At 38.3% G+C, this 17,878-nt stretch carries 12 protein-coding genes and 4 pseudogenes; 10 read left to right on the top strand and 6 right to left on the bottom strand.

Going from position 1 to position 17,878, the window contains the following annotated elements; translation table 11 throughout:
- Nucleotides 1-39 precede the first annotated feature (39 nt).
- A complete protein-coding gene (locus BMF77_RS18880; RefSeq protein WP_148764949.1) occupies nucleotides 40-2,232 on the top strand; it encodes a recombinase family protein in 2,193 nt (730 codons plus the stop codon).
- A gap of 100 nt (nucleotides 2,233-2,332) precedes the next feature.
- On the opposite strand, the gene BMF77_RS18875 is transcribed toward BMF77_RS18880, so the two are convergent.
- On the bottom strand, nucleotides 2,333-2,728 hold the full coding sequence (locus BMF77_RS18875) for a hypothetical protein (protein WP_148764947.1): 396 nt from the start codon (nucleotides 2,726-2,728) through the stop codon (nucleotides 2,333-2,335).
- Between the two features lie 768 nt (nucleotides 2,729-3,496).
- Here BMF77_RS18875 and BMF77_RS18865 point away from each other — a divergent pair.
- The 3 genes from BMF77_RS18865 to BMF77_RS18855 all read left to right on the top strand — a co-directional run bounded on the left by BMF77_RS18865 (nucleotide 3,497) and on the right by BMF77_RS18855 (nucleotide 7,167).
- Complete coding sequence (locus tag BMF77_RS18865; RefSeq protein WP_015080005.1) at nucleotides 3,497-3,892, top strand: hypothetical protein; 396 nt, start codon at nucleotides 3,497-3,499, stop codon at nucleotides 3,890-3,892.
- Nucleotides 3,885-6,041 (top strand): SUMF1/EgtB/PvdO family nonheme iron enzyme, encoded by a 2,157-nt coding sequence (locus BMF77_RS18860; RefSeq protein WP_148764945.1) that lies wholly within the window; start codon nucleotides 3,885-3,887, stop codon nucleotides 6,039-6,041. The genes BMF77_RS18865 and BMF77_RS18860 overlap by 8 nt, the downstream gene beginning before the upstream one ends.
- 238 nt (nucleotides 6,042-6,279) lie before the next feature.
- Nucleotides 6,280-7,167, top strand: a complete 888-nt coding sequence (locus BMF77_RS18855; protein WP_148764943.1) for a DUF4351 domain-containing protein — start codon at nucleotides 6,280-6,282, stop codon at nucleotides 7,165-7,167.
- 201 nt (nucleotides 7,168-7,368) lie between these two features.
- Here BMF77_RS18855 and BMF77_RS18850 read toward each other — a convergent pair whose 3' ends face one another.
- Entirely contained in the window at nucleotides 7,369-7,986 is a 618-nt protein-coding gene (locus BMF77_RS18850; RefSeq protein WP_148764941.1) for a Uma2 family endonuclease, read from the bottom strand.
- 185 nt (nucleotides 7,987-8,171) lie between these two features.
- Between BMF77_RS18850 and leuS the strand changes: the two genes are divergently transcribed.
- The 3 genes from leuS to BMF77_RS18835 all read left to right on the top strand — a co-directional run bounded on the left by leuS (nucleotide 8,172) and on the right by BMF77_RS18835 (nucleotide 11,849).
- Nucleotides 8,172-10,748: a leucine--tRNA ligase gene (leuS, locus tag BMF77_RS18845; RefSeq protein ID WP_148764939.1), complete on the top strand. Its 2,577-nt coding sequence runs from the start codon at nucleotides 8,172-8,174 to the stop codon at nucleotides 10,746-10,748.
- A gap of 131 nt (nucleotides 10,749-10,879) precedes the next feature.
- Nucleotides 10,880-11,407, top strand: a complete 528-nt coding sequence (locus BMF77_RS28095; RefSeq protein WP_233466971.1) for a cold shock domain-containing protein — start codon at nucleotides 10,880-10,882, stop codon at nucleotides 11,405-11,407.
- A gap of 139 nt (nucleotides 11,408-11,546) precedes the next feature.
- Nucleotides 11,547-11,849 carry a type II toxin-antitoxin system PrlF family antitoxin gene (locus BMF77_RS18835; protein WP_148764935.1) on the top strand — a complete coding sequence of 101 codons (303 nt, stop codon included), beginning with the start codon at nucleotides 11,547-11,549 and terminating at the stop codon, nucleotides 11,847-11,849.
- Between the two features lie 102 nt (nucleotides 11,850-11,951).
- Here BMF77_RS18835 and BMF77_RS18825 read toward each other — a convergent pair whose 3' ends face one another.
- Nucleotides 11,952-12,305, bottom strand: coding sequence for a hypothetical protein (locus BMF77_RS18825; RefSeq protein WP_210422229.1), 354 nt, complete (start codon nucleotides 12,303-12,305; stop codon nucleotides 11,952-11,954).
- A 295-nt stretch (nucleotides 12,306-12,600) separates the two neighbouring features.
- Nucleotides 12,601-14,082 carry an Asp-tRNA(Asn)/Glu-tRNA(Gln) amidotransferase subunit GatB gene (gene gatB / locus BMF77_RS18820; protein WP_148764933.1) on the bottom strand — a complete coding sequence of 494 codons (1,482 nt, stop codon included), beginning with the start codon at nucleotides 14,080-14,082 and terminating at the stop codon, nucleotides 12,601-12,603.
- A 319-nt stretch (nucleotides 14,083-14,401) separates the two neighbouring features.
- Here gatB and BMF77_RS18815 point away from each other — a divergent pair.
- Together BMF77_RS18815 and BMF77_RS18810 are read left to right on the top strand one after the other, a co-directional pair.
- A pseudogene (locus BMF77_RS18815) lies at nucleotides 14,402-15,280 on the top strand (RNA-guided endonuclease InsQ/TnpB family protein); the annotation flags it as partial.
- Between the two features lie 126 nt (nucleotides 15,281-15,406).
- A pseudogene (locus BMF77_RS18810) lies at nucleotides 15,407-15,809 on the top strand (RNA-guided endonuclease InsQ/TnpB family protein); the annotation flags it as partial.
- A gap of 153 nt (nucleotides 15,810-15,962) precedes the next feature.
- On the opposite strand, the pseudogene BMF77_RS29060 reads toward BMF77_RS18810, so the two are convergent.
- Nucleotides 15,963-16,157 (bottom strand): annotated as a pseudogene (locus BMF77_RS29060) (Calx-beta domain-containing protein); the annotation flags it as partial.
- A gap of 229 nt (nucleotides 16,158-16,386) precedes the next feature.
- Here BMF77_RS29060 and BMF77_RS18800 point away from each other — a divergent pair.
- A complete protein-coding gene (locus tag BMF77_RS18800; protein ID WP_148764931.1) occupies nucleotides 16,387-17,637 on the top strand; it encodes an NB-ARC domain-containing protein in 1,251 nt (416 codons plus the stop codon).
- 5 nt (nucleotides 17,638-17,642) lie between these two features.
- Here BMF77_RS18800 and BMF77_RS28090 read toward each other — a convergent pair.
- Nucleotides 17,643-17,801: pseudogene (locus BMF77_RS28090) on the bottom strand (Uma2 family endonuclease); the annotation flags it as partial.
- Nucleotides 17,802-17,878: the final 77 nt, after the last annotated feature.

Below are 17,878 nucleotides of genomic sequence, written 5' to 3'. Positions count from 1 at the left end.
TATTCACTAAATTCTTAAACTTAAGTTAACGCAAAAACCATGCTTTCTGATTCCCTTTGGATTTTTGGTACTAGTCGTAGTGGTAAAACTACTCGCTTGGTAAACCAGTTTAGTGCTTGGTTGCAAATTGATAGTCAAGTACCTGATTTATTTTATAATAAAAATATTCACAATTCCCAACCTCAACCTATAGATTCAAAGGTGAATTTACACCAAAAAGAACTAGGTATTTTATTGTTAGCTGCTAATGATGATAACCGCAGGGAATTAGCTGATAGAGTTACCACTTTAACATTAGGAAAATATCCTATTCGCGTTAAAACAGCTTTGGGTTTTTTCCAAGATGAGGTGATTTTATTTTGGCCGTTACTAATTGATTCGTTGTCAATTAAAGCTCAATTTCCCGTCAGATTACGCCCAGAAACGGAACAAGAATTGGCGACAAAACTCTGGAGTTGTCAGTTAGATTCAGAGGTTTTGCGGCGTGTAGGGATGAATGAAAATCGTTTGGTCAGACGTATCCTGGATTTATGGCAATTAGCAGCTTATAGCGGTGTACCCTGTGAAGACATTCCTAAAATATTGCACAGTGGTTTAGAAGATAGTTCTATCAATTTAGAACCACAGTTTTTGGGTTCTTTACTACTAAATTGGCGGAATTGGTGTTTAGAACGGGGGTTATTGACTTATGCGCTAATTACTGAACTGTATCACCAAAAATTATTAACTAATAGTAGCTATCAGGAACATCTAAAACAACGCTATCAGGGCATCATAGCAGATGATGTAGATGATTATCCGGCGATCGCTGGCAACTTATTTGAATTTTTATTAGATGCTGGGGCTGTGGGTGCGTTTAGCTATAATCCTCATGGGAAGGTACGCTGGGGTTTAGGTGCAGATCCTGAGTATTTATCCAGATTATCTGCCCGTTGTCAAGTAGAAAATTTAACTAACCCACCTAAGAATAGTTTGGGTTATTCTCTCACCAGTCAAATGGTAGAATTGGTAACACAGCCGATGACAATGTTACGTTTACCCAGTTTTGTCCAGCCGATTCAAACCACTTCCCGCGCCCAGCTATTACGCCAAACAGCCGAGATGATTATTGATGGGGTTAAATCCGGGGAAGTAGCGGCAGATGAGGTAGCAATTATTGCACCGGGTTTAGATGCGATCGCTCGTTATAGCCTGGTAGAAATATTAACTAAACAAAATATCGAAGTTGCATCTCTCAACGAACAACGCCCTTTAATCAGTTCCTCGGTAGTCAGAGCATTACTTACCCTCATGGCTCTAGTTTACCCCGGTTTAGGACGGTTAGTAGATAGGGATGCAGTGGCGGAAATGTTGGTGGTTTTGAGTCAATATCAAACCCAAAATGGAGAGGAAAAAGGATTCCATCATTCTAAAATAGATCCGGTGCGAGCGGGGTTAATAGCAGATGCTTGTTTCGTTCCCCACCCCGACACACCCAATTTGTTACCCGTGAAAACCTTTGAACGTTGGGATAGAATTGGCTATATTGCTACTCAGTCCTATGAAAAAATATTACAATGGATTCAAGCACAACGGGAGCAATATCACCAGCGCCTTCTCCTCACACCTATTTTTTTCTTATACCAAGCTATTCAAGACTTTGTGTGTAATGATAAAAACCCCTCATATCAAGAATTAGCAGTATTAAGAGAATTATTAGAAACAGCCCAACATTATTGGGAAATAGACACCCGCTTAAAACAAACCGATCCTCTATTTCTTTCGCTGCATACACCAGAAACTCTCAGTATTACCATTATTGATAGTGATAGCGTGGCGATAGCCATATTTATTCAACTGCTGCGACGGGGGACAATTACTGCAAATCCCTATCCTATCCGTCCCATTGGTAGCAGTAGAAAAGCTGTAACTTTAGCAACTATATTTCAATACCGAGCGAGTCGCAAAAATCACCGTTGGCATTTTTGGTTAGATATTGGTTCACCGCTATGGGCTAAAGGTGGTGCGGCGACTTTATTTGGTGCTACTTTATTTTTACAGGATAGGTTAGGACAACCTTGGACAGCAGCAGATGAAGAATTAGCGGAAGAAGAAAGATTACAAAGAATTGTCGCTGATTTGCTGGCGCGGGTGTCTGATAAATTGTATTTGTGTCACAGTGATTTGGCTGTCAATGGACAGGAACAAATTGGCCCTTTATTACCTTTAGTTCATGCTTGTGAAGTGGTGTAAATAATTGGCAATTTCCATAACTATAAATAAAACCTCTATGGAATTATAGAGGCTTTCTATTTAAAATCTATTTACCGACTCTTAGCTTTTCATCGCTTTTTTAGCAATCCCCATTTCCACCATTCCCACCTCCATTAGAAGAGCTAAGATCAGTAGGAATTATCTTAGTTCCTGATTGATTTAAACTGAATGTACCGGAAGGATCTGCTTTGAATACTGCGGGGCTAATTCCGGAACTTCCTGCTGAAGAATTATACAAAAGAAACTCTCCTGGATAAGTGCCGCTTTCTCCCGGTTTTAAAGTTTGTTGTTGTAGGGGTGACTTCTCCCCAAAATTATAAAAAATCCTCGGTGCTTCTGTATTATTTTTAAGTGTAAATCCTCCAGCAATATTAGAAGCTTGTTCGGAACTTAATTCCGATAAACAATTTTCATCAAAAGCGTTTAAAGAAGTATCTTTTTTTGTCTGGGAAGTCGTCAAATTTGCTTGCAACATAATCTTATATCTCCAAAATAAAATAGTTGGAATTAACCTGCTATAAACAGATTATGCTTTAATAAAAGTAATTTAATTAATCCTGAGTTAGATATTTTAAATTAACCCTAAGATAGATGACTGACATTAATATGATGAGAGATATTCAGTTTCCTGACCTAGAACAATTGCTTTTCAAGATAGGTTTTACGAAAGTACCAACCACAGGCTCTCAACCGTATTATTAAGATATAAGGATTTAAAATCATCCCCTACTGAAAAACTTGAAATTCAAACTATGAAAATAAAAGTCATTATCCACAAAGAAGAAACTCAAATTCTTCTTCTTTGTTATTTATATTTTTTGGTATTTTGATTTCATTCAGACTCATTTTCTCATTTTCTCTTCTGAATTTATTGTCAATACCTTAGAGGGTGTTTGAAAAGTTATGGTTGATGTATCAAATATTTTTTACCCCACCCTAACCCTCCCCTTGTAAAGGGGAGGGAACTGGATTTTTATTGTTTCCCCCCTTTACAAGGGGAAAGGGGGGTAGCAATGTGATGAAAATTACGGAATACCACTTTTCAAACATCCTCTTACGCAACTTTATATTTAAGCTATTTCTGTTACTTATTACACTTATGTCTGTACTAGAAAATGAAGTGCGGAATGTGAGTAGTAAGAAAATAGGGAACAAAAAAATTCTCGGCTTTTTTTGACAAGACAGTGGAGAGTTTTACCGTATGCTATATTACTAGGGAAATAATCGGAGTGTGGTGGTGAATATGACAGATGATTACACAATTCAATTTACTTTTGCTGTTAATGACCCAGAATTAGATGATGACAGACGGCTAAAAATAGCAAGTAAGTTGCTGCGGGAATTACGAGATTCCGACGAAGTGGAAAAAGCAGACCGTGCTGAAGATCTTAACCCAGAAGCAGGAAGTAAGCCAGGTTTTGCAACTTTGATCGGAGTGCTGACAGCACAAGTCAGTATGAAAAATATTAAAACATTTTTAGCCTTTTTGGGCGATCGCTTGGGAGACAAACCCATCGAACTGACTGTCAAAGTCGGTGATAAAGAAGTCAGTATCAAAGCCAAAAGCCGCCAAGAACTGCTAGAAAGCGAAAAAATAGCCAAAGACCTATTAGCCGCAATGGGTGGTGACAATGGCTAAAAAAATGGCTCTACTGATTGGAGTCAGTGAGTATGGTGCAGGTATCCCACCCCTATTATCTGCACTCAATGATGTCGAGGCTATGGAACGAGTTTTGCAAAATCCCAACTTGGGAAATTTTGCACAGGTAGAACGGCTGCTGAATCCTGATTCAGTAGCTATGAGAATAGCAATTCAAAAGCTGTTTAAGAATGCAGGTAAAGAAGATTTATTATTATTCTTTTTTTCTGGACATGGAATTACTAATGATGATGATCATCTCTATTTAGCAACTCGCAACACAGCAAAAGATAACTTTGAAGCCACTGCTGTAGATGCAAATTTTATTCAAACACAATCAAAAAGTTGTTATTCCAAACGACAAGTTTTAATTTTAGATGCTTGTTATAGTGGTGCTTTTGCTAATGGTTGGCACACAAAAAGTATTGGAGTAGATATCAAAAAGCAATTAGGTGCAGAAGGACGAGTTGTGCTGACATCTTCTGGTGCAACTCAAACTTCCTTTGCACAAGAAGGGGCAACACTTTCCCTCTATACTCAATATTTAGTTGAGGGAATTGAGACAGGTGCAGCAGATACAGATAACGATGGCAATATTCATGTCCAGGAACTACACACTTACGCTAAAGCCAAAGTCCAAGCGGTGAAGCCTAACATGACACCAGATATCATTCTGGACAAGGAAGGATACAATATTTTATTGGCCTATGCTCCCAAAAATCCAGAAGCAGAGTATCGCAAATTGGTTGAACAATATGCTCCAAATGGTGAACTAAATGAATTGGCTTTTTTAGTCTTAAAGCCAAAACGGAAAATTCTGGGAATCACAGATACAAAAGCCGAAGAAATAGAAACAGAATTTCTCGAACCTTTTCGTAGACGGTTAGCAAATTTGCAAAGTTACAAACAAGCCTTTGCTAAAGCTGTTGAGCAAAAATATCCTCTAGATGAACATATTTTAAATATACTTAAAGATTATCAACAAGATGTTTTAGGGTTGAGAGATGAGGATGTAGCATCAATTGAGTTAGAAATTACATCTGTTAAAGAAGCAAAATATCAAAAACAGCTTCAGATACAAAAGCAGCAAGAAGAGGAAGCATTGCAACTTCAGCAACAAACAAAAGCATTATCACAATTACGATTGCAGCAGGAAGCAGAAAGATTGCAACGCCAACGAGAGGCAGAAGCAGCCGAGCAACTAAGATTGCAGCAAGAAGCAGAAAGATTGCAACGTCAGCGAGAAGCAGAAGCAGAAAAAAATAAATCTAGTTATCAGTTAAAGACTTTTCAGTTTGAAACTGCTCAGATAACTTTAAAAAGCTCAATGCTTAGTTTGGTGAAAACACCGGAAATTAAACGTATTGCCAAAAGCGCCGAGTATTTTACCCAAGACTTAGGAAATGGTGTATTACTGGAAATGGTACATATTCCTGGAGGGACTTTTCTTATGGGTTCTCCAGAAAATGAGAAAGACCGAAATTCTTCTGAAAGTCCACAACATCAAGTTACCGTTCCTTCGTTCTTTATGGGTAAATATCCAGTCACTCAAAAACAATGGCGACTTGTAGCTGCTTTACCCAAGATTAAGATTGATTTAGAATCTGATCCATCGAGCTTTAAAGGTGATAATCTGCCAGTTGAGTGTGTATCGTGGAATCATGCTCAAGAATTTTGCGCCAGACTCTCCCGCAAGACAAATCAAACCTATCGCTTACCTAGTGAAGCCGAATGGGAATATGCTTGTCGCGGGGGAACAACCACACCATTTTATTTTGGGGAAACAATTTCCACAGAATTGGCAAATTATGATGGTAACTACACCTATGGTGGTGGTGCAAAAGGAGAATATCGAGAGAAAACCACAGAGGTAGGAAAATTTCCTGCTAACCCTTGCGGTTTATACGATATGTGTGGTAATGTATGGGAATGGTGCGAAGATGAGTGGCACGGAAATTATATAAATGCTCCTACTGATGGTAGTGCGTGGTCAAATGGTAGCAATAATTACATGAGTCTGCGGGGCGGGTCTTGGTTCAACTATCCTCAGGACTGCCTTTCCGCGTATCGCAACGACAACACCCGCGACAACCACGACGACAATTTTGGTTTTCGTGTTGTCTGCGTTGTTGGGAGAATTCTTCAGTAGCCCTTTATACTTTTCCCCTCTTGCGCTTTGCGCTCTTGATTTTTCCCTTCCCTAGCGTAACGGAGTGGAGCGATAAAAAATATTTTTTTAGATTTTCGGATGCTTGATGAGTGCTTCGTCCATAGTACAGAAAACTTTAGATTTAGTCAAGTAGATAATAGCATAGAATAGATCCCCGACTTCTTAAAGAAGTCGGGGATCTGGCAGCATCTCAGATATCTCTAAAGTAAACACGAAAATGACACGCTTTATACATGACCAATTTGCCAAAGACTATTTAGAAGAACTACTCAAACCATTCGGAGAAGTGCAAGCAGCCAGTCAAGTAGCTGGAGAAATCCGGGAAATAGACGTATTATTCACACCATTTCCCAACCAAACAACCAACGTAGAACTATTAGGATTATTAGGAAAATTAGCCACAACACCGGCTATTTTTGAGCCATTTCGCAATCCAGCATCAACAGAAGAAATCTGTGATTGTCTGTTAAAATCATTAGAAGTCAGAGGTGCATTAAGAAGAGCAGCCAAACGGGAACAAACCACCAGCGCAAAAATTGAGATTCCTAAATTGTGGATTCTCACACCCACAGCCTCAAGAAACATCATCTCAGGATTTAGCGAGACAACAAAACCAGATTCCTTACCCGGAATATACTATTTAGCAAAATCATTACACGCCGCAATTGTCGTCATTCATCAATTACCACAAACTCAAGAAACACTGTGGTTAAGACTTTTAGGTAGAGGTACAGTCCAAAAACGAGCTATTGATGAATTAGCTGCGTTACCATTAAATCAACCTTACGTCAAAATCACCTTAGAACTACTCTACAACCTCCAGAAAAACTTAAAAATCAATCAAAGTTCACAAACAGAAGATCAGGAGTTGATTATGCGATTAGCGCCACTTTACCAACAAGACAGAGAACTAGCTAAACAAGAAGGAGAACAACGTCTAATTATCCGTCTCTTAAATCGCCGAATTGGTGAAATTGATTCATTATTAATTCAAAAAGTTCAAGAATTACCTGTGGAGAAACTGGAAGAATTAGGAGAAGCTTTGTTAGATTTTACTTCAGTTACAGATTTAGAAACTTGGCTGCAACATAATTCAATTAATTAGCTGCAACGTCCTAATTTTTCTGCACTATTAACAATAGCGATCGCTCTGCCCATTGTATCTTATTTTCTGGGTAATGCTTAGGGTGAAGGATGCGATAGCGAAGCACTGCTGCAAGCAGTTCGCTATCTATCTACCTAACTTAATTATGAGATTTAAAATAGATAATCAAACCAAAACATTTGATTAATTAGGTTCCTATATTTAGGTTATAGCACAAGCAGACGTAAAGACTTGTTTTGCTGTTAATTGTAAATTGGGAAAGATTGAGGAAACCAGTTTATCGTTGTTTTGAAACAATCGCTTTTGATATTCGTCTTCTACTAACGTACAAATTGTAATTGTTGGCTGCTTGGTTTTGCCAATATATTCTCTACCACCAATGCCTAAATAATCTACAATCCAATATTCAGGAATAGCTAATAGGGCATAATCTTCAACTTTGCGAGCATAATCATTTTGCCAGTTTGTGCTGACAACTTCAGCAATTAGTTTAATTGATTTTCCTGATGTAATTACAGGTTCTTGTTGCCATAATGGCTCATTGATTAGTTGTGTTTGGTCTAATATGATCACATCGGGACGAAAGGCTGTGTTTGTTCCCAGTAGTTTGATCAAGCAGCGATGGGGGATAAAGTATGGTAAATCATAATGATCAATTTCCACATTCAGTTTTCTGCCAATGAAAGATGATACCTGTTCATGTGGTCCTGTGGGTTCCATCTCGATTAATTCCCCATCAATAAGTTCATAGGGATAGCTGTCACCATATTGAGTAATAAATTCATCAGATGTAATTAATTTTAGGGTTGATTGTACCATTATTATTTTTCTAGCTGTATCTTATTTTCTGGGTGATTCTTAGGGTGAAAGATGCGATAGCGAAGCGCTGCTGCAAGCAGTTCGCTATATAGCTGATTTAATTATTTAATTTTCACTCTTAATGTCTGATATCTACAATTATGCCACAATAGCGAGATTAGGTAAAAGCATTAGGAGTTTTAGTTGTGGAGTCCCCCCAAAAAACATCATACCAACCAGCCGCAATTGAGGAAAAATGGCAAAAAACATGGTTAGAACTTGGCTTAGATAAAACCCCTCAAGATACAAACAAGCCCAAATTCTACGCGCTTTCCATGTTCCCTTACCCCTCCGGTAGCTTGCACATGGGTCACGTCCGTAACTATACAATTACAGACGTGATTGCTCGCCTCAAACGGATGCAAGGGTATCGAGTATTACATCCAATGGGTTGGGATGCCTTTGGACTACCCGCAGAAAACGCCGCCATTGATAGAGGTGTACCCCCTGCCAAATGGACATATCAAAATATTGCCCAAATGCGGCAACAATTACAACGTCTGGGTTTATCCTTAGATTGGGAAACTGAACTTGCTACCTGTTCCCCCGATTATTACAAATGGACACAATGGATTTTTCTGCAATTTTTACAAGCCGGTTTAGCTTACCAAAGAGAAGCCGCAGTGAATTGGGACCCCATAGACCAAACTGTATTAGCAAACGAACAAGTTGATAACGAAGGACGTTCTTGGCGCAGTGGGGCAATAGTAGAACGTAAATTACTACGTCAATGGTTTTTCAAAATTACCGACTACGCCGAAGAATTATTAAATGACTTAGATAAACTCACAGGTTGGCCGGAACGAGTTAAATTAATGCAAGCCAACTGGATAGGAAAATCCACAGGTGCTTATTTAGAATTTCCTATTGTCGGCTTAGATGAAAAAATCGGCGTTTATACTACCCGTCCCGACACTGTTTATGGCGTGAGTTACGTCGTTTTAGCCCCAGAACACCCCTTAACTCAGGTTATTACCACATCAGACCAAAAAGCAGCAGTAGCAGCCTTTATCAAGGAAGTCAGCAACCAAAGCGAGCTAGAAAGGACTGCGGAAGATAAACCAAAACGGGGTATTCCTACCGGGGGAAAAGTCGTGAATCCCTTCACTGGGGAAGAAGTACCCGTATGGATTGCAGATTATGTTCTCTATGAATATGGTACAGGTGCGGTAATGGGTGTACCAGCCCATGATGTCCGGGATTTCAAATTTGCGAAAGAACAGAATTTAGGGATTAAAGTTGTCATTGTCCCGGAAATTGGTGCGGAAAAAACTTTAAAATCAGCATACACAGAAGCGGGAATTTTAGTTAATTCTGGTGGCTTCAATGGCATGAATTCTGTAGATGCGAAAAAAGCTATTATCGAATTTGCCGAAAAACAAAACTTTGGTAAATTAAGAATACAATATCGCCTCAGAGATTGGTTAATTTCTCGACAACGTTATTGGGGCGCACCTATCCCTGTTATTCACTGTCCTGAATGTGGAATTGTGCCTGTACCTGACAAAGATTTACCTGTACAATTACCGGAAGATATTGAATTAAGTGGTCGTGGTGGTTCACCTTTAGCACAATTAGAAAGTTGGGTAAATGTCCCTTGTCCAACTTGCGGTACTCCTGCGAAACGGGAAACCGATACAATGGATACTTTTATTGATTCTTCTTGGTATTTCTTACGTTATTCTGATGCAAAGAATGAAGAAAAGATTTTTGATTCTGCTAAAGTAAATGATTGGATGCCCGTAGATCAATATGTAGGGGGAATTGAACACGCAATTTTACATTTATTGTATTCGCGTTTCTTCACCAAAGTATTAAGAGATAGAGGTTTATTTAACTTTGATGAACCATTTCAAAAGTTGTTAACTCAGGGAATGGTACAGGGTTTAACTTACATGAACCCGAATAAAGGTGGTAAGGATAAATGGATTCCTTCAAATTTAGTTGATGCTAATAATCCTCTAGATCCACAAACTGGAGAACCTTTACAACGTCTCTATGCTACCATGTCTAAATCAAAAGGCAATGGTGTTGCCCCGGAAGATGTGATTAATAAATATGGCATTGATACGGCGAGAATGTTCATTTTATTTAAAGCACCTCCTGAAAAAGATTTAGAATGGGATGAGGCTGATGTTGAGGGGCAATTCCGCTTTTTAAATCGCGTTTGGCGGTTGGTAACAGATTATGCTGCAAGTCCAAAACAACGGACAACTGACAACGGACAACTGACAAAAGCCGAAAAAGATTTACGTCGCTTCATTCATATTGCAATTCAAGCAATTACGGAAGATGTGGTAGATGAATATCAATTCAATACGGCAATTTCGGAATTAATGAAGTTAAGTAATGCCTTGACTGATGCTGATTGTCATAATTCCCCAATTTACGCGGAAGGGATGCTAACTTTGGTGATTATGTTAGCACCTTTTGCCCCCCATATTGGTGATGAATTATGGCAATTGTTGGGGAATAAAAATTCTGTGCATACTCAAACTTGGCCAAGTTTTGATCCTGCGGCTTTGATAGCTGATGAAATTACTTTGGTAATTCAAATTATGGGTAAAACTCGCGGCGCTATTCAAGTTCCTTCGCAATCTGATAAGGCTGAGTTGGAAAAATATGCGCGTGAGTCGGAAGCTGGACAACGTTATTTGGAAGGAAAGGAAGTTAAGAAGGTGATTGTTGTTCCTGGTAAGTTGGTGAATTTCGTTTTGGGTTAGTTTTTGTAGGTTGGGTTAAATGAAATGCAACCCAACTTATGTATTATTATTGGTTGATGTTGGGTTTCCTTGCGTCAACCCAACTTACAGACTTAAAATAACTTAGTTAAAAGTTTTTATTGGAAGCTGTTATGCGTAAAGGTGTGATTACACAATGGAAAGATAACAGGGGTTTTGGATTTATACAACCTAGTGATGGAGGTAAAGAAATTTTCCTTCACATCAGTGAAATAAAGGTGGCAAGTCGTCGTCCAAAAGTAGGTGATACAATCCTGTACGAATTAACAACAGCCTCAGATGGAAAACTTCGCGCCACTAAAGCATCAATTGATGGAGTTCCATCTCTACCTGTCAGAAAATACCAAAAGGTAAAAAAAGGTAGTCTTATGAAAAAACTTATCGGGATTACTGTTGCTGTTGGTTGTGTTATTTTTGCAACGGAATTTAAAGGTAGCCGTTCTCCAACTCCAATCACATCGTTCACTAAACCAGGATGTAAAATCAAAGGTAATATTTCTATAAACACTGGTAGTAAATTTTATCACGTTCCTGGCGCTGAAGATTATGAATCAACAGTAATTGATCCAACCAAGGGAGAGAAATGGTTTTGTAAAGAGTCAGAAGCGTTGGCCAATGGTTGGCGTAAAGCACCAAAATAAAATTTTTAGCAACCCAACACATTTATTATTATTGGTTGATGTTGGGTTTCTGTGCGTTAACCCAACCTACACTTTTATAAGTGATTTTTTTAGAGAAATCTGGTACTATTGAGAATGGATATATAAATCATTTCAAGTAATGAAAGTAAAGCTTCACAATAATGCAAACTCTTCTCGTACTGCGGTAAAACTTTCCAGTAAGTACATGGTTGTTTATCACAAAAAGGGAGAAACATTAGGAATGAATAGAATATTGTCCCCAAATATGGAAAAGCACTATTTTGTAAAGGCATTTTTAGATTTCCTTGCTAGAGATATTAAGAAAAATCCTAGCACTATTGAACCACTTACAGAAGATATGTATCGTCGTGCTTCATTGCTTACGGAAGGGATGGAAGTTGATCTTGATGAAGAGTTCCCAGAGGATTTCATATTTGTATGAATGTTAATGGGTGGACATTAAAAATTCATCCTGCCTTCGGTGAAAAATATAACAAATTGATTATTCAGGTTGAGGAACTTAAAGAAAAAATCCAGAAGGATATCAGCAACATCCAGCTACAAAGTTTCTTAAAAATATTACTGAGCTTATTTTTAATGCTCCATTTCTCAACCATTCAATTGGTTGTTCTTCATCTACTTTATCTGGATTTACCCATACAATATCCTTGAGTTCATCTATTTTTACAGATGCTTCACTAAAAAATTTTCTCGCAGTATTATCATCCAATGATATAACAATTTTATCTGTTGCTAGTGCTGCTTCTATTAAACATAAATCTTTTGTCATTTCTGCAATTCTTTTATTGCCAACATTAGCAGCAATACTTTCTATCTCAGTCCATAAACTATCATTTATTAATATTTCCAGATAGTTCCATTTTTTCTTTGCTACCATTTGTCGTCGCCAAGTTAGGGCAAATAAAGAGAGCTACTTGGATAGCTCTCTAAAATCATCAGGGTGCATCTACTTAGCACATTATATAATTCTAGCACCAAGGGGTCAAACCCCCTATTTTTTATTTTTGTCAGTTGTCAGTTGTCAGTTGTCAGTTGTCCGTTGTCCGTTGTCCGTTGTTCCCTGTTCCCTGTTCCCTCTAAAAAGAAAGAGAGCCAATTTAAACTAGCTCTCATGATAATCAAGTTGCGTCTTATTATCACACTATACCATTTTAAGGGTGAGGGGTGTCACCCTACATTGGGGCATTGAGTTTCTCTTCTAACAATTGATTGGTGAGTTTGGGTTCTGCACGTTTATCGGTTTTTTTCAGGACTTGTCCGACGAAAAAGCCTTTGAGGTTGGTGTTACCTTTGCGGTATTTTTCGACTTGTTGGGCGTTAGCAGCCATGATTTCATCAATAATCGGTTCAAGAATGGTACGATCTGAAATGAGTTCTTGACCAGCAAACGCTTCTTCTGGAGAAACTCCATTTAATAAGTCTGTGAGTTTTTCCTTAGCTTGAGCGTTGCTGATTTTACTATTTTCAATGCGAGTAATCACGTCTGCTAGATTAACAGCAGTCAGTTTAATTTCAGAGATGGTGAGTTTTTGCTTATTTAAGTACCCAGCGATATCTTGAGTAATCCAATTAGCCGCAGATTTGGGATTTGCACCTTTAGATATTGCACTTTCAAAATAGTCCGCAACTGGTTTATCCTCAGTTAAGACCCGCGCATCATAAGCCGAAAGTCCCAAGTCATTTTCATAATGATGGCGTTTGCGGGCTGGTAATTCGGGTAATTGACTTAACCATGAATCTAATTCTGTTTGGGTGACTTCAATGGGGGCTAAATCTGGTTCTGGGAAGTAACGATAATCACTAGAACCTTCTTTAATCCGCATACTGCTGGTGCGTTGTGAACCTTCTTCCCACAGTCGGGTTTCTTGAACAATCTTTTCTCCTGATTCAATGGCTGCGATTTGGCGTTCAATTTCATAATCAATCGCTTTTTGAATCGCACTAAAGGAGTTCATATTCTTGATTTCTACCTTAGTGCCAAATTGCTCTCGTCCCACCGGACGGACAGAAATATTCACATCACAACGCAGAGATCCTTCTTGCATATTTCCATCACTGACACCAAGATAGCGCACAATCCGCCGCAGTTCTTGAGCATATTCAGCCGCTTCTTGTCCAGTTCGCAAATCAGGTTCAGAAACAATTTCCACCAAGGGAATACCAGCGCGGTTATAATCTACGAGAGAATAGGTAGAACCGGAAAGCCTATCACTACCTGCGTGGACGAGTTTCCCCGCGTCCTCTTCCATGTGTAAGCGAGTAATACCAATGCGTTTGCGGGTGGGGTTTCCCGCATCATCAACCAATTCAATTTCTATCCAACCATGTTCGGCTATGGGTAAATCATATTGAGAAATTTGGTAATTTTTGGGTAAATCAGGATAAAAATATTGTTTGCGGTCAAATTTACTATACCGAGCGATTTGACAATTTAGCGCCAAACCTGTTTTCACGGCGTATTCGAGAACTTTGGCGTTCAGTACGGGTAAAACTCCTGGTAAACCCATACATATTGGGTCAATGTTAGTATTGGGGTCAGCACCAAAAGCTGTGGAACTGTTGGAGAAAATTTTGGTGTTGGTACTGAGTTGACAATGGGTTTCTAAGCCAATAATCGCTTCGTATTCAGTTTTTACGGGTGTAGCTGTGGTCATATCCAGATTTTGCCATTTTTCTGATTTGGTACTATTTTAGCGGTTTTGGGTTGATATTAAGGGTGAGGCGATCGCGCTATTCTGTGAGATTATAAGAGACTAGGCTGAAAACCCTTGAAGTTGAGTTTTGGAGCGTGGTGGTCAGTGAGCAGTTCGGCAAGCTCACTGTAACACTTGTCGAACTGCGGAAAAACTCAACTGTCCTTTAGGCAAGGGATGAAAGCCAGGTAGAGGCTGTCTTCCTCCACAGAAAGTTTTTCTCGTTGACAAAATTATAATATATGAGTTAGCATAATTTTGTGGTGTTTAGGTCGAAACCATGATAATTTACGAGTTCAAAGTCAAAGGAAAAGATAGGCAATATCGCGCAATAGATGAGGCTATTCGTGCATCTCAGTTCATCCAAAATAAATGTTTAAGATATTGGATGGACAATAAAGGTGCGACGAAATATGATCTCAATAAATATTGCGCGATTTTGGCATCTGAATTTCCTTTCGCTGATGAACTTAATTCAATGGCAAGACAATCTGCTGCGGAACGTTCTTGGAGTACAATAGCTCGATTTTACGACAATTGTAAAAAGAAAGTTAAGGGTAAGAAGGGATTTCCAAAATTCAAAAAGAATTGCCGTTCAGTTGAGTACAAAGTTACCGGCTGGAAGTTATCCGAAACCAGAAAAGCAATTACTTTCTCTGACAAGAAAGGTATAGGTACTCTGAAATTAAAAGGTACTTACGATCTTAATTTTTATGATATCAAACAAATTAAGCGAGTTCGTTTAGTCCGTCGGGCTGATGGATATTATGCTCAATTTGCAATTGATGTCAAAATTAGAATTGAATCCCAACCAACGAATCAAATAGTTGGCTTAGATGTGGGCTTGAAATACTTTATTGCCGATTCAAAAGGTAATGTAGAACCTGCCCCACAATTCTATAGAAAGTCAGAAAAACAGTTAAGTCGAGCTAATCGTAAAAAATCTAAGAAGTTTGACAGAGATAAGAAAAAAGCTAAACAAACACAATCCAAGAACTATTTAAAAGCTAAAAATAGGTATGCCCGTAAACATTTAAGAGTAAGTAGGCAGCGAAAAGAATATTGCAAGAGATTAGCATATTCCGTGATCCAATCTAACGATTTGGTAGCTTACGAAGACTTAAATATTAAAGGCATGGTAAGAAACCGACATTTAGCTAAGTAAGTCGGCCCAATAAAATCGATATATGTTTAGTTTTGTAAAAACCGTGAAACACCCTATTTATAAGGTATTCGTTAATTTATATTTCGTTACATAGATTGATTTTTTAACGCCGACCTACTTAAATCAATTTCTGATGCTGGCTGGGCAACTTTTCGGCAATGGTTAGAATATTTTGGGCATAAATATGGGAAGATAACGGTTGCTGTTCCTCCTCATAATACTTCCCAGAATTGTGCTAATTGTGGTCAAAAAGTGAAAAAATCCCTATCAACCAGAACCCATAATTGTCATCATTGTGGGTTTGTGGAAGATAGAGATATTAATGCCAGTATCAATGTCCTAAAATTAGGATTAACTACGGTAGGGATACGGTCAGCTACGCTACAGGAGATTTGCCCTCTTGGGCGATTGGTGAGGCAGCGCGGTCTTGGGGGTTTCCCCCATGAGCGACTGCCGAACCCGTAAGGGTGCAAACCTGTCGTCTAACGGCGAGTCTGTGAATGTAGAATCCCCGCGTCTTTAGACCGGGGAGTGTCAACAAGTTCATATTCCTTAGATAGAAAAATCAACGGAATTATTTTTTGATGTAGAGACGTTACATAAAACGTCTCTACAAGTCTCTACAAGTCTCTACAAATGTTCTAGATAGCGCATATTTAATTTCGGTCGTTGTCTCCTAAACAAGCAAGCTGGTTGTTACAGTGTTGCTTATACCCAAATTAGCATTGGTGGGAGAGGAAAGGGAGAGGGTAAAAGTCTCATCTGCTTCGTTCAGGGAATCATTGAGAATGGGAATATTGATGACCTGACTAGTAACACCAGGGTTAAAGGTTAGAGTTCCGTTGGTGCTGGTATAGTCTGAGCCTGCTGTAGCCGTACCGTTAGGAACATTCCTACAAAGGTTTTAAATTACGCATACTTGATTATTGTATAAAATAACAAAATTTACTAAATTAGAACTTTTGTCATCTATCTAAAGATAGATTGTAATGACTAATTAATATTGAAAAAATTAAAGCCATAATTTTTGCAAATTTAGTAAAATACCGAATAAGGACTTGATTTCTTAGATTTTCAATCTTCATATTTTGAAATTACTTATGCCCAGGTCACTGAGAATTAATCATAACTATATTAATGAGATTAAGTCAAAAATCATACAAGAAGGCTATCGGACTCAAAGGGCTTTAGCTGATGATGCAGGATTATGCTTAACTACAGTTAGCAACTTCCTGAATGGTAAACCCGTTGATTATGCAACCTTTGAAGAACTATGTCGGAGATTAAGTCTAGATTGGCAAAAAATCAGTATTTCAAATACTGAAGTAATATCTACTCCTCTATATTCATACGCAGAAATACGTAAAGAACAAACAAAGATATCAAATCAAGACTGGGGAACAGCGATTGATATTTCAGCATTTTATGGCCGCAGCCAAGAACTGACACAACTAGAATCATGGATTTTGGAAGATGGCTGTCACTTAGTAGGATTATTTGGTATGGATGGAGTTGGTAAAACAACTTTAGCTACCCAACTGACAAAACAAATTCAGGATCAGTTTGATTACGTTTTTTGGCGTTCAGTGCCAACAGTCCCATCTTTTGATAGTATGATCACCGAGATGCTTTCCTTTATTTCCCATCGTCGGGAAAGTACACCCGATATCAATCAGCTGATCCATTATCTGTATGAACACCGATGTCTCATTATCTGGGATAATCTAGATACGGTTTTGGATGTTGATTATATCAAATATATTCAGTTAATCCGGATCATTGCAGACACGAAACATCAAAGCAATTTAATTTTTACCAGTCGAGACAAACCTGTTCAACTCACTGAATTGGAGGGGTGGTCATTATCAGTCCGTTCTTTGAGGTTGACTGGTTCATCAGAAATAGCTCTTTCTCTGCTACAATCAAGGCGACTATTGGGAACGGATCAACACAAGTATGAATTATCCCATTCTTATGGTCATAATCCCTTGAAAATTAAAATTGTTGTTAATATTATTATTGACTTATTTGATGGTAATATTGAAAAATTCCTCAAACAAAATACATTATTAGTCAGTAATTATATAAACAGCTTACTAGAACAGCAGTTAAATCCCCTCTCGGTTCTAGAATGGCAAATTATGTACTGTCTGGCCACTGACCAGCGATTAATAAATCTGACGGATTTGGCGCAAAATCAAAATATATTACCTAATGTTTCTATATCCCAACTTTTACAAGCAATAGAGAGGCTATATTCACGATCTTTAATAGAGAGAGAAGCGGGTATGTACAGTTTGCAATCTGTTCTCAGGGAGTATGTCATGGAAAAATTTATTAATAAATTATGATTTTATTATATATAAGCTTTAAAAATCTGATTTGCAGTAAGATCTAATTCAGGAAAAGTTTGGGAAATAATCCGTTCATGATCTCGAAACTTGCTAATTTGATATTCTTCATCAATTAAATTACAAACAGAGATTGTCGGTTGTTTAGGATTACCAATAAAATTATTTATACAGCACTTTCCGGTGTTATGAGGTACATATCCAGCGGGCAAGATGCCCGCACTACAAGAGTTTTATAATT

The organism is Dolichospermum sp. UHCC 0315A (genome assembly GCF_008121535.1).
GTDB classification, from domain to species: Bacteria; Cyanobacteriota; Cyanobacteriia; order Cyanobacteriales; family Nostocaceae; genus Dolichospermum; species Dolichospermum lemmermannii.
Note: the sequence above shows the minus strand (reverse complement) of the source record. Positions and strands in the feature narration are given on the sequence as shown.